Raw genomic sequence first — 14600 nt, forward strand, 5'->3', positions numbered from 1 at the left:
GTCATGCTCCCAGGGTGCTGAAGGCGAGTGCGACGAGCGCCACAATGGCGGGCAGCGCCTGAATGAACAGGATCTTCATATTGGCGGTGACGGCGCCAAAAACACCGGCAATGATAACGCATGCGAGGAAAAACACCTTGAAGCTCAGGCCCGCATCGCCCTGCGTCAGCCCGTAGATCAGCCCAGCCGCCAGAAAGCCGTTATAAAGCCCCTGATTGGCGGCAAGCACCTTCGTCTGTCGGGCAAAATCCGCCGAGAGGCCGAAAGCCTTGCGGCCTGCCGGTTTTTCCCACAGCAGCATTTCCAGAATGGCGATGTAGATATGAATGGCCGCAACGGCGGCAATCAGAATACTGGCGATCATCGGCGGCTTTCCTCCAAAAACCTTGAGGTCCTTACACGGCGGTCTTCGTGAAAACACGGACGGCAAGGACAATTCCGTTTTAACGGCGGTACGCATGGCCGCAAGGCCATATTCCCGCTCTTCCCGCGCAAACTGTTGAAGAGCGGCATGGCATTGCTTGACTCTTTGCTGAAATAAGAACAAAACAGGAACAATAGAATTGAAAATCCGGAATTGAAACTTGTCATGCCATGCAAAAGCGCGCGGAACAGTTGCTCGTTGTCGAAGAGCTGCGTGAAAGGCTGGAAAGGATCAGCGGCGGGTCTGCCCGTCTGCACGAGACCTTGCCTTTCGGCGTGGATGTCATCGACCATCACCTGCCGGGAGGCGGGCTGAAGCTCGGCAGCCTGCATGAGGTGAGCGGTGGCGGCAATGGCGCCGCCGATGGCGCAGCGGCGGCCCTTTTTGCGGCCGGTGTCGCGGCGCGGCTGCCCGGCAAGGTCTTATGGTGCGTCACCCGGCGGGATCTGTTCATGCCGGGATTGACGCAGGCAGGCCTGTCGCAGAACCGGGTCATCATCGTTGAATGCCGCGATGAAAAAGGCGTGCTCGACTGTTTCGAGGAGGGCTTACGCTGCAACGGTTTCGGCGCGGTGATGGGTGAGTTGGCGAAATTGCCGATGAATGCCTCGCGGCGGCTGCAACTGGCGGCGGAAACCTCTGGTGTTACCGGCATTGCCATCCGCCGCTTCCGGCGTGCGGCCGATGCGACGCTGTTCGGTGAGCCGACGGCGGCCGTCACCCGCTGGCGTGTCTCCGTTCGTCCCTCCTCAGCCCTGCCGGTGCCGGGGGTGGGCAGGCCGCGCTGGTTTCTGGAGCTTCTGCGGTGTCGCGGTGGTGAAAGTGCTGAATTTGAAGTGGAAGCCTGTGATGCAAAGGGTCGTCTCGCTTTACCTGCCGACATGGCCGACGGATCGCTACCGGCGTCTTTCGGGACAGAACGCGCCGCCGGTTGAAAAACCACTGGTCATGATCGGCCGTCAGGGCAGCCGTCGTCTCGTGCTGGCGCTGGACAAGGCGGCAAGGGCGGTTGGCATCCGGCTTGGCACGCCCGTCAGCAAGGCGCAGGCGCTGGTGCCGGGTCTCGTCGTCGAAAATCTGGATGCGGCGGCGGATGCCCGCGCCCTGCAGCAACTCGCCTTTCATTTCCTGCGCATCTATGCCCCGATTGTCGCTGCCGATCCGCCAGATGGGCTGGTGCTGGACACGGCGGGCGCGGACCATCTGCATGGCAATGAGACGCTGATGCTGAGCGGCATGGTCAACCGCCTGCATGCCGCAGGTTTTGCCGCCCGCGCTGCCATTGCCGATAGCTGGGGTGCGGCCCATGCGCTGGCCCGCTTTAGCCGGGAAGAGATCAGTATTGTGCCGCCGGGTGGCCAGCGGGTGGCGATCAGCGCACTGCCGCTTTCCGCGTTGAGGCTGGAGGACCGTATCATTTCCGGGCTGAAGGTGCTCGGTTTCCGCACCATCGGCGAACTTGCCGAAGCCCCGCGCGCACCGCTTACCCTGCGTTTCGGCCCGGAAGTCGTTAGGCGTCTCGCCCAGGCTTTTGGCGAGACTGGTGAGCCTATCGAGCCGGTGCGCATTGCCGAACTGGTAGAGGTACGGCGTGCCTTTCCCGAACCGATCGCGGCGGCGGAAACGATTGCCCGTTATACGCAAAAGCTGGTTGCGGAACTTTGCGCAGCACTGGAAAAACGCGGCCTCGGCGCCCGCCGTGTCGATCTGGTGTTGCACCGGGTGGATAGTGGTTTGCAGGCGATACGCGCCGGCACCTCCAGACCGGTGCGCGACGTCAAACAGCTTGTCCGGCTTCTGACCGACCGTATCGACACTATCGATCCCGGTTTCGGTATCGAGATGATGGTGCTGACGGCCACCCATGCCGAGCCGCTTGTGGCGGCACAGGCCCGTTCCTCGCTGCTGGAAGAAGGCCGCGCGGAAATCGCCGATACGGTGGATGTCATCCTCAACCGCGGCCACAGGGTCTATCGTTATGCGGCGGTGGCAAGCGACGTGCCGGAACGCTCCGTTGCCCGGGTTGCGGCGCAGGCACCTGAGGATATGCTCGGCTGGCCCGGCCACTGGCCGCGTCCGGTGCGGCTTTTCGCAAGGCCGGAACCCATCGAGACACTTGCGCTCCTGCCCGATCATCCGCCGCGTTATTTCATCTGGAAAGGCATGCGCCATAATGTGCGGCGTGCCGACGGGCCGGAACGGGTGTTCGGCGAATGGTGGAAACGCGACCGGGAAAAGGAAGCCGTGCGTGATTATTTCACGGTGGAAAATGAAAGCGGCGAACGTTTCTGGATTTTCCGCTCCGGCGACGGCGAACATGTCGAAACCGGCTCGCAAGGCTGGTTCATCCACGGGGTTTTCGCATGAGCGCGCCCCGTTATGTCGAACTTCAGGTGACCACGCATTTTTCCTTCCTGCGCGGCGCAAGCTCCTGTGACGAATTGTTCGAAGAGGCGAAAAAACTCGGCATTGAGGCGCTGGGTATTGTGGATCGCAACAGCCTTGCGGGCATTCCCCGTGCCTACGAGGCGGCAAGCACCCACGGCATCCGGCTCGTCATCGGCTGCCGGCTCGACCTGGATGACGATCTTTCCGTACTTGCCTACCCCATGGATCGCCCGGCATACGGCCGGCTTTGCCGCCTGCTGTCCGTTGGTAAAAAGAGGGGTGGCAAGGGCAAGTGCCAGCTGTCATGGGACGATCTCGTTACCTATGGCGAAGGTCTGATCGTGGTGCTGCTCGCCGATCTGGCCGATGATCTCTGCGCCCTTCGCCTGCGGCGGCTGAAGTCCGCTTTTGCGGACCGGGCCTATATGGCGCTCAGCCTCCGAAGACGCCCCAACGACCAGATGCGGCTTTTCGAATTGTCGAACATGGCAGAAGCCGCAGGCGTGCCGACGGTGGTCACCAATGACGTGCTGTTTCATGTGCCCGAGCGGCGCATGCTGCAGGATGTCGTTACCTGCATCCGGCATAATTGCACCATCGACGAGGCGGGTTTCCGGCGCGAACGACATGCCGACCGCTATATGAAACCGCCGGAGGAAATGCATCGGCTGTTTGCCCGTTATCCGGAAGCGCTGGCCCGCAGCCTTGAAATCGCGAAGCGCTGCAAATTTTCGCTGAAGGAACTGGTTTATCAATATCCCGAGGAGCGCAGCCTGCCGGGACTGACGGCGCAGCAGGCGTTGGAGAAGATGGTCTGGGAGGCAGTGCAGATCAGGTATCCGGATGGTTTGCCGGAAAAGGTCGAAAAGGCGCTGCACCATGAACTGGGGCTTATCGGCAGGCTGGAATATGCACCCTATTTTCTGACGGTGAATGCCATCGTTCAATTTGCGCGCGGGGAGGATATTCTGTGTCAAGGGCGTGGCTCGGCGGCCAATTCGGTAGTGTGTTATGTGCTCGGCATCACCGCTATCGATCCCGTCAAGGTCGATCTCCTGTTTGAACGTTTCGTCTCGGAAGAACGGCGCGAACCGCCTGACATCGACGTGGATTTCGAACATCAGCGGCGCGAGGAGGTCATCCAGTGGGTCTATGACACCTATGGCCGTGATAAGGCCGCGCTCTGTTCTGTCGTCACCCGTTATCGTGGGCGAGGCGCGCTGCGCGATGTCGGCAAGGTTCTAGGTCTGCCGGAAGATTTGACGAAACTTCTGTCCTCGCAGGTCTGGGGCTGGAGTGAGGGGGTGGATGAAAAACAGGTAAAGGAGCTGAACCTCAATATGGAGGATCGCCGCCTGAAACTCGCCTTCGAACTGGCCAATCAACTTGTCGGCACGCCGCGTCACCACAGCCAGCACCCGGGCGGCTTCGTTTTGACCCATGACCGGCTGGACGAGCTGGTGCCGATCGAACCCGCCGCCATGGATAAGCGGCAGATCATCGAATGGGACAAGGATGATGTCGATATCATGAAGTTCATGAAGATGGATTGTCTGGCACTGGGGATGCTTTCCTGCATGAAACGCGGCTTCACCATGCTGGAGGAGCGGACAGGCAAAAAGCACGATCTCACTTCCATGCGTGATGATGATCCCGCAACATTCAAAATGATCCAGAGAGCCGATACGCTTGGCACGTTCCAGATCGAGAGCCGGGCACAGATGTCGATGCTGCCGCGCCTGAAACCGGCAAAATTTTATGACCTCGTCATTCAGGTCGCCATCGTTCGCCCCGGCCCCATTCAGGGGGATATGGTGCACCCCTATCTGCGCCGGCGCGATGGAAAGGAGGATGAGCATTACCCGAAGGAGGAATTGAGGAACGTGCTGGGCAAGACGCTGGGCGTGCCGCTGTTTCAGGAACAGGCCATGCGTGTCGCCATCGAATGCGCCGGGTTTTCACCCGGCAAAGCGGACCAATTGCGTCGCGCCATGGCGACCTTCAAGAATGTCGGCACCATTTCCAAATTCGAGCAGGATCTGATCAATGGCATGGTGGAGCGCGGTTATGAGGAAGAATTCGCAAGACGCATCTTCAAGCAGCTGGAAGGGTTCGGCAGTTATGGTTTTCCCGAAAGCCATGCGGCTTCCTTCGCGCTGATCGCCTATGCCTCCTCATGGCTGAAGTGCCATTATCCCGATATTTTCTGCGTTGCCCTTCTCAATTCGCAGCCGATGGGCTTTTACACCCCGGCGCAGATCGTGCGCGATGCGCGCGATCATGGCGTGGAGGTGCGCCCCGTCTGCGTTAATAACAGCCGTTTCGATTGCACGCTGGAGCCTACGGGCAAGAAGAATGCGAATGGTAAGGAGCGCTATGCCGTGCGGCTTGGCCTGCGCATGGTGAAGGGACTCTCTAACGATCACGCCGCGGATATCGTCACCGGCCGACAGGATCGGGATTTTTCCTCCGTGGACGATCTCTGGCGAAGGGCGGGCGTTCCGGCCGCAGCGCTGGTGTGTCTGGCGGAGGCCGATGCATTTTTGCCGTCACTCTCGCTTTCCAGACGTGAGGCGCTCTGGGCCATCAAGGCCTTGCGGGATGAGCCGTTGCCACTTTTTGCTGCCGCCGCCAGCCGGGAAAACGCCGTGGTGGACGAGCTTCACGAACCCTCCGTTGTACTCAGACCGATGACGGATGGCGGCGAGGTGGTGCAGGATTACGGCCATGTGGGACTGACGCTGCGCGAACATCCCATGACCTTCCTGCGGCGCGATCTTTCCCGCCGCCGCATCGTCACCTGCGCGGAGGCGGTGCGTGTGCGGGATGGCACATGGCTGGAAACGGCAGGTCTGGTGCTGGTGCGCCAGCGCCCCGGCTCGGCAAAGGGCGTGATTTTCATGACGCTGGAGGATGAGACGGGCATCGCCAATGCTGTCCTGTGGGTGAAAACCTTCGAAAAATACCGCCGCGTAGTGCTTTCCGCCGGCATGGTCGGCATTTACGGCAAGATCCAGCGTGAAGGCGAGGTGGTGCATCTGGTCGCCCACCGGCTGACTGATCTGTCGGAGGCGCTGGCAAGCGTGGGCGAACGCAACCACGCCTTTCCTTTGCCGCATGGGCGCGGCGATGAGTTCCACCATGGGGTTCCATCGGATGATCATCGCAATATCAGGAAGCGCCCACCGCCTGCTGCCCATGATGGAGATGAGGTGGAGCGGATAAAGGTCATTTCCCGCAATTTCCACTGAAAGGGCGGCTCAGCTCACCTTTTGCGCGCCACGATGTAAGGGCGATTGTCATTGCCCTTCGTTGCATGGATTTCCGTTGCCAGAATGTCGAAGCCGCCAGCGCTTATATGCTGGCTCAGCCCGGCCGCGTTGAACACGCCCGCATAGGGTGCTTTTCCGATCGCGCGCATCGCCGGCAAGAGAAGGCGGATGAGCGGGTTCATATTCCCGACGCAGGGTGCCTTGGTAATGAACAGGCCCTGCACGGCAAGCAGGGAATGGATGTGCCGCAAGGTGCCGGGCAGGTCGCGGACCAGATGAAGATAGTTGAAACCCAGCACCGCATTAAACGGCACGTCGCCGGGCAGGAGCGCTTCCGCAGTCGTTATGCGGAAGGCGAGGTTTGAAAGAGTTCCGGCGGCGGATTTTCTCTTCTCGGCAATCGCGATCATGTCGGCGGAAATATCCGTCGCAAGATAGTCTTTGACACTGCCTGCCAGCCGGATTGCCGTTGTCCCCGTGCCGCAGCCCAGTTCCAATACCTTGTCATCCGGTTTTAGCAGGGCGCGGGTCCGCTCCAGCGTCCGCTCATATCCCGCTTCATCAGAAACCCTGCCCTTCGCATATTTCCGCGCGGTCCTATTCCAGAAACGGGCGTCGTCGGCAATGCTCATGGTGGATGCTCCCCGGACGGCGCTCTTAAGCTTCAGGCGTATCTGCTCTCGCGCAATATCCTATCTGGTTTGTTTGAAGCTTTTAAGCTGCATCCTCCAGCCCGGCCGTGTCCTTCCTGCGGAACTGGCTGGGCGGTGCGCCGATCACGCGTTTGAAGGCGCGGCTGAAGGAGGCTTCGGAATCGTAGCCGAGTTTTTCCGCAGCCAGCGTCACGCGCATGCCTTCGCGCAGCCAAAGCCGTGCCTGATGCATGCGGATGCGCACCACATAACGGGCAGGGCTTTCACCCACCACGCGGGTGAAACGTTCCGCGAAACTGGAGCGGGATGCACCCATCAGGGAGGCAAGCTCCTCAACGCTCCAGTCTTTCTCGGGGGTAAGATGGATCGCAGCCAGCACTCGCCCGAGTTCGGGATTACGCACGGCGGCAAGCCAGCCGCTGGAATCGCCGCAGCCATATTCCACCCAGGTGCGGATCAGCGTTGCCGTCAAAACATCGGCAAGCCGAGCCAGAATGCCGCCCGCGCCGACGCGGTTCAGCTCCACTTCGCGTGCCATGGCCTCCAGCAGGTGCGGAATGGCCGGGTCGCTTTTAGCGAGGTCGCTGGTCAGCATCACATCCGGCATCAGTTGCAAAAGCGGGTGCAGATTATCCATGTTGAAACGCATCGAGGCGGTAAACGCCACCGTGTCGCCGCCTGCACTGGCGCATTCCATGTCGAAAATGCCCTGGCACACTTCCTTTTTTCCGAAACGATCGAAGAGGGCAGGTGTCACATCCTCGCCGCTGCCCAGCACATGGGCGTGGCCACGGGGCAGAAGCACCGCATCGCCGCATGTCAGTGTCAGCCATTCTCCAGAGGGTTTGCGCAGTTTCGCTTGGCCCACGCCGATGAAATGAAATCGTGCCGCCTCCTGTTCGGGAAAGGCCGTAGCCCAGGGCGTTGCCATGCGGCAGCGGCCATATTCCACACCGTCAAGTCGCAGGCCGCGCAGCATTTCCGTCAGAGCATCGTTCATGGCATCTCGCAAATTCGGACGTTTGGTTAAGGAATACGGATTTTCTAGCATGGAAACGCCGAGCTGTCACGCGTAGCTTACGGGCATCGATTTGGAGAGGATGGATCGGACTCCCACCGGTTTCATCGCTTTCCCATTCCGTTTCAGGGCGCATTTCAAGGATGTGCATCAGGAGATTTTCATGAACAGCCGGACAATCAACGAACTTGAATATGTGCCGCGCAAGACAGAGCCGGATGCGAAGTGGGCCGCTGTGGTTTCGCTTTCGCTCGGCGTCTTCGGTCTGGTAACGGCGGAATTCCTGCCGGTCAGCCTTCTGACGCCGCTGTCGACCGATCTTTCCATCAGTTCCGGCATTGCCGGCCAATCCATCACCGTCACGGCACTGGTCGCGGCGGTTGCCGGTCCCGGCGTTGTCATCGGCACGCGAAGCATTGACCGCCGCTGGACCCTGCTCGGCCTCACCACGCTGCTGATCATCTCCAGCACGCTGGCCGCCTTCGCCAACGGTCTCTTCATGCTGTTTGCCTCGCGCGTTCTGCTTGGCATCGGCCTTGGCGGCTTCTGGGCCATGTCCGCGGCGCTGGCACTGAGACTTGTACCGCTTGATAAAATGCCGCGCGCCATGGCCATAATCCTGACAGGGGTCTCGGTCGCCACCGTCTGCGCCGCTCCGGTCGGGGCGTGGATCGGCGCGACACTTGGCTGGCGTTCCGCCTTCGTGGTTGCAGGTGTGCTCGGTGTCATTGCGCTCGTCGCGCAATTACTCACCGTTCCGTCGCTGCCGCCAGCTGGTGCCCCCGGTCTTTCCACCATGTTCCGCCTGTTGCAGCGGCCGCAGGTCCGGATCGGCCTTCTGACGACGCTGTTCATCGTTGCAGGTCATTTTGCCGGTTTCACTTATGTCCGTCCGTTCCTGGAAGATGTGACGCTTCTTGGCGTCGAAGCGATTTCGCTCGTCCTTCTGGTTTATGGTGTCGGCGGCTTTTTTGGTAATCTCTTCGGCGGTTTCCTCGCCGAGAAAAACACGGCCTGGGCGGTGACATTTGCCGCCACCCTGATCGCCGCATCTGCCTCGGTGTTGGTGCTTGCCGGTGGGTCGCCCGTCGTCGCCGGTGTTGCCATCGCTTCCTGGGGCTTTGCTTTCGGCGCGCTTCCGGTCAGTGTGCAGAGCTTCATCACGAGGGTCGCTTCCGATGAGGCCGAAAGCGCTGGCGCGCTTTTGCTCACCACCTTCCAGATCGCTATCTCCAGCGGTGCGGTTCTGGGCGGGCTGCTGATCGATCTTCAGGGCGCAACCATGGTCTTCGTTTTCGTGGCCATCGCAGCACTGCTCGGCGCATCACTCATGGCGTCCCGCCGTGGTGTGGTGCCGCAGGTTGAGGCCTCGCAGGGATAAGATACTTGCCGAGAGAAAAAGGGCCCGCATTCGTGCGGGCCTGAACTTTATGATGAAAAGCAGACCCCACTTCTGTCACGCCGGCATTGAGACGGCATGACCGAAAGGATGTCGGCGGGTTTTCCCCTTCAAGGCGTATTGATTGCCTTTCGCGTCCGGTCCTTGCCGACCTCGATCACATGGCGCATGGCTTTCACGGCGGCGTCCGCGTCGCGGGCGGCAATGGCGTGCACGATGCGCAGATGGTTGGCGGCGATCTCGGCGATGGTTCCGGGCGACGAGGCCGGGGATGAAAGCTGGAAGGAGATGGCAAGTGCGGCTTCGATCAGCCCGCTTGCCGAACGCATGAACGGGTTGCCGGACATATGCGCCACGGCAAGGTGGAATTCGAGATCGACCTTGGCGATGGTTTCCGGCGTATGCTGCGGATTGTCGAATTTGGCGGCGATCACGTAAAGGGAAACGATATCGTCATTCGATGCCTGCAAGGCCGCAGCCGCCGCTGCTGCTGGTTCGAGCGCGAGGCGGATTTCCGCCAGATGCGTGACGAATTCCTGGTCTATTCCGGCTTCGCAGCGCCAGCCCAGCACATCCGGATCGAAGAAATTCCAGCTTGAGCGATCAAGAACGCGGGTGCCGACCTTGGCCTTGGGTTCGACAAGCCGCTTGGCCGCCAGCGTCTTCATCGTCTCGCGCAGCACGGTGCGCGAGACCCCAAAACGGAGGGACAGTTCGGCATCATTGGGCAGCAGGGAGCCTTCCGCTATCCTGCCCGAGACGATGGCGCTGCCGAGTTCGGAGACCACATGCGCGTGGCTGTTCCGGCGTTTTCGCCCGCTTATCGTCGTTTCGAGCAGCCCCAATAAAGCCTCCGTGCTGGTTATGCCGGATGTGGTCCGGCCAGTCTCCTGTTTGAATACCAGATGATTGCGCGCTGCAACACGATGAAGACGAAAAGCAGCACGCCAATGACGATTTTGGTCCACCAGGATGACAGCGTTCCGTCAAAAACGATGTAGGTCTGGATCAGCCCCTGGATCAGCAGGCCGACGAAAGTTCCAGCCACCAGCCCCATGCCCCCGGTCAGAAGCGTACCACCGATGACAACGGCTGCGATGGCATCCAGCTCCACACCCACTGTCGCCAGCGAATAGCCGGAAGAAGTGTAGAGCGTGTAGACGATGCCGGCGAGGCCGGAGAGGAAACCGGAAAGCGCATAGATGCCGATTGTCGTCGTCCCGATCGGCACGCCCATGAGCTCGGCCGATTGCGGGTTGCCGCCAAGCGCATAGATATTGGCACCGAAGCGTGTGCGGCTGGCAATCAGCATGCCGACGGCAAAAACGATAAGCATCAGTATGGCGAGAGCCGTCAGCCTGCCGCCGCCCGGAAAGCGGTAATAAAAGCCCTGAATCGCGTCGATGAACGGGTGCGAGATCGGCACGGATTGCGTGGAGATCAGATAGGCCGCACCGCGCGCCAAAAACATGCCCGCCAGCGTCACCACGAAAGGCGGGATCGACAGGAAGCGTATCATCGCCCCCATCAGACAGCCGAACAGGGTCGAAACCACAAGCACGATGGCGAAGGCCAAAAGCGGGTGAATATTATAGGTGCCGACCATGACAGCCACGAAGACGCTGGTAAAGGCGATGACCGAGCCGATGGACAGATCGATGCCGCCCGACAGGATCACGAATGTCATGCCGACGGCAGCGATGCCGAGAAAGGCATTGTCGGTCAAAAGATTGCCGATCACTCGCGTCGACAGGATCGCCGGATATTGCAGCACGCACAGAAGATAGGCGATGAGGAAGATCGTCAGGGTGGTGAGGAACGGAAGATTGCGGCTGTGGATCATCGCGCGGTACCTTCCTTGGTCATTCCGTTGGCGGTGGCCGGTTTAGCATGCGGCTTGGGTGTTTTGACGAAGCCCAGAACCGCCATGATCGCCGGTGATTGCAGTGTCAGGACCACCATGATGATGCCCGCCTTGATGATGAGATTGAACTCCGGCGGGAAACCGGAGACCAGAATGCCGGTATTGATGGTCTGGATAATGAGCGCGCCGATGAGCGATGCGGTGATGGAGAAGCGGCCGCCATTCAGAGATGTACCACCGATCACCACCGCCAAGATGGCGTCGAGTTCCAGCCACAGCCCGGCATTGTTGGCATCCGCGCCGCGAATATCAGCCGTGACGATCATGCCGGCGATAGCCGCACAGAGACCGGAAACGGCATAGACGAAAAACAGCAGGAAGCGTGCCCGCACCCCGGCAAGTGCCGCCGCGCGGCGATTGATGCCGGTGGCCTCGATCAGAAAGCCGAGCGCGCTCTTGCGTACCAGAACGCCGATCACCAGCGCTGCCGCCACCCAAATGATGACGGGCAGGGGAATGCCGGCAAAGGAGCCGGAGCCGATGGCGGAAAAGCTGTCATCGTTGAAGGTGAGGATGACGCCTTCGGTAATGAGCTGGGCGATGCCGCGTCCCGCCACCATCAGGATCAGCGTGGCGATGATCGGCTGGATATCGAGCAGGGCGACCAGCACCCCGTTCCACAGGCCGCAGGCGATGCCGACAGCAAGCGAGATGGCGATGACGGTGGGGATGGAATGGCCGTTGCTGATGAGCGTTGCCGCCACCGCGCCGCAAATGGCGATCACCGCGCCGATCGACAGATCGATGCCCTTGGTGGCGATCACCAGCGTCATGCCGATGGTCAGGAGCGCCACGGGGGCGGCGCGCACGAGAATATCCATCAGACTGCCGTAGAGCCTGCCGTTCTGGAACGAAACGTTCAGAAAACCGGGAGAAATGATTGTAATCGCTGCCAGAATGATGAAGAGGGCAGCGAGCTGGGGAGCAAGCCTTTTCAGGCGTCGTGTCACAGCCACCATCATGCCGCCTCCGTGCGGGCCGCATCCGCAATCGCCCGCATGATGTTGTCGGCGGTTACTTCGCTGCCCTTCAGCTCTCCGACATGGCGACGGTCGGACAGTACGACGACGCGGTGCGCAACAGCGGTCAGTTCTTCCAGTTCGGACGAGATGACCACGAGCGACATGCCCTCGGTACAGAGTTTTTCGATCATTTTGAGGATTTCCGCATGGGCGCCGATATCGATGCCGCGGGTCGGCTCATCGAGGATCAGAAGCCGGGGATGGGTGGCAAGCCAGCGTGCCAGAATGGCCTTTTGCTGGTTGCCACCGGACAGGAATTTTATCGGCCGGTCGGGATCGGCCGGGCGGATGTCGAGCGATTTGATGAAGCTTTCGGCAAGCTCCGCCTTCTGCCGGCGCGAAAGCGGCCGCGCCCAGCCCTGACGGGCCTGAAGCGCCAGTGCGATATTGTCGGTCACGGAAAAGTCGCCGATGATACCATCCGTCTTGCGCTCCTCCGGGCAAAAACCGAACCCGGCAGTGATCGCGGCTTCGGGCGAGGAAATGGCAATCGTTTTCCCGTCTATCGTGGCCTTGCCGGTATCGGGCTTGTCGATGCCAAACAGCAGGAAAGCCGTTTCCGTTCGGCCGGAACCCAAGAGACCGGCGACGCCGACGATTTCGCCGGGGCGAATACCAAGATCGAAGGGGGCGATGCTGCCGCGTTTGCCGTAACTTTCAAAACGGATCGGCGGCTCGCCTTCGGCAACAGTATCGTCAGTCGCCTGATGTTCGTGGGTGATGTGCTGAAGCTCGCGGCCCAGCATCATCGCGATGAGTTCGGATCTCGGCAGGTTGCCGATGTCGCGGGTGCCGACGAGGCGGCCGTTGCGCAGAACCGTCACCCGGTCGGCGATATCGTAAACCTGGTTGAGGAAGTGGGTGATGATGACGATGCCGATACCGCGGGCGCGCAATTTCCGCAACACGCCGAACAGCATCTCGACCTCATGGGCATCAAGGCTGGCGGTCGGCTCGTCCAGCACCAGCACCTTGCCGGAAAGATCGACGGCGCGGGCGATGGCGATGATCTGGCGGATGGCGACGGAATAGCTGGAAAGGAGGGCGTTGACGTCGATCGAAAGTCCGTACTGGGAAAGCAGCGCCTGCGATTTCTTCTGCATCGTAGCCCGGTCGATCAGCCCGAAGCGGTGCGGCTGGCGGCCAAGAAAGAGGTTTTCGGCAACGGTGAGATTCTCGAGAAGGTTCACTTCCTGATAGACCGTGCCAATACCAAGCGCCTGCGCCTCACCGACATTGGCGGGCGATATCTCGCCACCCTCCAGAAAGATCGAGCCGCTGTCGCGGTGGTAAACGCCGGTCAGTATTTTGATGAGTGTCGATTTGCCCGCGCCATTTTCGCCGAGAAGCGCGTGAATTTCACCGCGTCCGAGCGAAAAATCGACGCTGTCCAGCGCCGTGATCCCCAAAAAGGATTTACCGATGGCGCGTGCTTCCAGAAGTGGTGCCGTTTCGGACATTGCGCAGGCCCTGCATGAAAGAAGCTGTAACGGAGCGGCACGCACGACGTGCCGCTCCTTCCGAAGAAAAGGTTATTAGTAACCCAGACCCTTCTTTGCCTCGTAGACCTTCATCGGGTCGTCAGACGCTGTGTAGAGCTTGGATTCAGTCTGAATCCACTTCGCCGGTGCCTTTTTGTCTTTCAGATAGGCTTCGAGAGCGTCGAAGGCAGGGCCGGCCATGTCGGGCGTCAGTTCCACCGTCGCATTGGCTTCACCGGCGGCCATGGCCTTGAAGATATCGGGCACGGCATCGATGGACACGACCTTGATGTCGCTTCCGGGCTTCAGACCGGCTTCCTTGATGGCCTGGATTGCGCCAACGGCCATGTCGTCATTATGGGCGTACACGGCACAGATATCCTTGCCGCCGCCTTCGGCCTTGATGAAGCTTTCCATCACTTCCTTGCCCTTGGTACGGGTAAAGTCACCCGTCTGCGAGCGCACGATCTTGATGTTCTTGTGCGAAGCGATGGCTTCCTCGAAGCCCTTCTTGCGGTTGATGGCAGGCGAAGAGCCGGTCGTGCCCTGCAATTCGACCACTTTGCAGTCCTTCGAGCCGACATCCTTTACCAGCCAGTCGCCGGCAACCTTGCCTTCATGCACCTGGTCCGAGGTAACCGCGGTCAGATAAAGATCATCCGGCGCTTCGATCTGGCGATCGAGCAGGATGACAGGGATTTTTTCTTCCTTGGCTTCCTTCAGCACGGCGTCCCAGCCGGTTGCGACGACAGGTGCGATTAGGATCGCATCGACGCCCTGTGCGATGAAGCCGCGAACGGCCTTGATCTGGTTTTCCTGCTTCTGCTGCGCGTCGGCGAATTTCAGCGTGACGCCGCGCTTTTCGGCCTGCTGTTTGGTGACAGTGGTTTCGGCCGCGCGCCAGCCGGATTCCGAACCGATCTGCGAGAAGCCGACGGTGAGCGATTTTGCGGAAACACTGGATGCAAGGCACAGCGAAACGGCGACAGTGACTGTCGCGAGAGCTTTTCTCATCTTAA

At 60.4% G+C, this 14600-nt stretch carries 12 protein-coding genes; 4 read left to right on the plus strand and 8 right to left on the minus strand.

The genetic code is table 11. From position 1 onward, the window contains the following. Position 1: 1 nt before the first annotated feature. Complete coding sequence (locus RBH10_RS08350) at positions 2-364, minus strand: DUF1304 domain-containing protein (RefSeq protein ID WP_045020659.1); 363 nt, start codon at positions 362-364, stop codon at positions 2-4. A 230-nt stretch (positions 365-594) separates the two neighbouring features. Between RBH10_RS08350 and RBH10_RS08355 the strand changes: the two genes are divergently transcribed. The 3 genes from RBH10_RS08355 to RBH10_RS08365 are packed head-to-tail and all read left to right on the plus strand — an operon-like array spanning position 595 to position 6063. Then, a complete protein-coding gene (locus RBH10_RS08355) occupies positions 595-1359 on the plus strand; it encodes an ImuA family protein (RefSeq protein WP_281037454.1) in 765 nt (254 codons plus the stop codon). Continuing rightward, entirely contained in the window at positions 1274-2791 is a 1518-nt protein-coding gene (locus RBH10_RS08360) for a DNA polymerase Y family protein (RefSeq protein WP_281037453.1), read from the plus strand. Before RBH10_RS08355 ends, RBH10_RS08360 begins: the two co-directional genes overlap by 86 nt. Beyond that, a complete protein-coding gene (locus tag RBH10_RS08365; RefSeq protein ID WP_281037452.1) occupies positions 2788-6063 on the plus strand; it encodes an error-prone DNA polymerase in 3276 nt (1091 codons plus the stop codon). The genes RBH10_RS08360 and RBH10_RS08365 overlap by 4 nt, the downstream gene beginning before the upstream one ends. Before the next feature lie 14 nt (positions 6064-6077). Here RBH10_RS08365 and RBH10_RS08370 read toward each other — a convergent pair whose 3' ends face one another. Together RBH10_RS08370 and RBH10_RS08375 are read right to left on the minus strand one after the other, a co-directional pair. Next, complete coding sequence (locus RBH10_RS08370; protein ID WP_281037451.1) at positions 6078-6716, minus strand: class I SAM-dependent methyltransferase; 639 nt, start codon at positions 6714-6716, stop codon at positions 6078-6080. Positions 6717-6798: 82 nt separating this feature from the next. Then, entirely contained in the window at positions 6799-7737 is a 939-nt protein-coding gene (locus tag RBH10_RS08375) for an AraC family transcriptional regulator (RefSeq protein ID WP_281037450.1), read from the minus strand. Between the two features lie 181 nt (positions 7738-7918). On the opposite strand from RBH10_RS08375, the gene RBH10_RS08380 reads away from it, so the two are divergent. After that, positions 7919-9136 (plus strand): MFS transporter, encoded by a 1218-nt coding sequence (locus RBH10_RS08380; RefSeq protein ID WP_281037449.1) that lies wholly within the window; start codon positions 7919-7921, stop codon positions 9134-9136. 128 nt (positions 9137-9264) lie between these two features. On the opposite strand, the gene RBH10_RS08385 is transcribed toward RBH10_RS08380, so the two are convergent. The 5 genes from RBH10_RS08385 to ytfQ all read right to left on the minus strand — a co-directional run bounded on the left by RBH10_RS08385 (position 9265) and on the right by ytfQ (position 14595). Next, positions 9265-9999, minus strand: a complete 735-nt coding sequence (locus tag RBH10_RS08385) for a FadR/GntR family transcriptional regulator (RefSeq protein ID WP_045020645.1) — start codon at positions 9997-9999, stop codon at positions 9265-9267. A 17-nt stretch (positions 10000-10016) separates the two neighbouring features. Next, positions 10017-10997, minus strand: a complete 981-nt coding sequence (yjfF, locus tag RBH10_RS08390) for a galactofuranose ABC transporter, permease protein YjfF (RefSeq protein ID WP_281037448.1) — start codon at positions 10995-10997, stop codon at positions 10017-10019. After that, a complete protein-coding gene (locus RBH10_RS08395) occupies positions 10994-12037 on the minus strand; it encodes an ABC transporter permease (RefSeq protein WP_281037840.1) in 1044 nt (347 codons plus the stop codon). The genes yjfF and RBH10_RS08395 overlap by 4 nt, the downstream gene beginning before the upstream one ends. Further along, on the minus strand, positions 12037-13560 hold the full coding sequence (locus RBH10_RS08400; RefSeq protein ID WP_281037447.1) for a sugar ABC transporter ATP-binding protein: 1524 nt from the start codon (positions 13558-13560) through the stop codon (positions 12037-12039). The genes RBH10_RS08395 and RBH10_RS08400 overlap by 1 nt, the downstream gene beginning before the upstream one ends. A gap of 75 nt (positions 13561-13635) precedes the next feature. Beyond that, positions 13636-14595, minus strand: a complete 960-nt coding sequence (ytfQ, locus tag RBH10_RS08405; protein ID WP_082065878.1) for a galactofuranose ABC transporter, galactofuranose-binding protein YtfQ — start codon at positions 14593-14595, stop codon at positions 13636-13638. Between the last annotated feature and the right edge of the window lie 5 nt (positions 14596-14600).

The sequence above is a fragment of the Rhizobium sp. AN73 genome, from assembly GCF_030757975.1.
GTDB classification, from domain to species: domain Bacteria; phylum Pseudomonadota; class Alphaproteobacteria; order Rhizobiales; family Rhizobiaceae; genus Agrobacterium; species Agrobacterium arsenijevicii.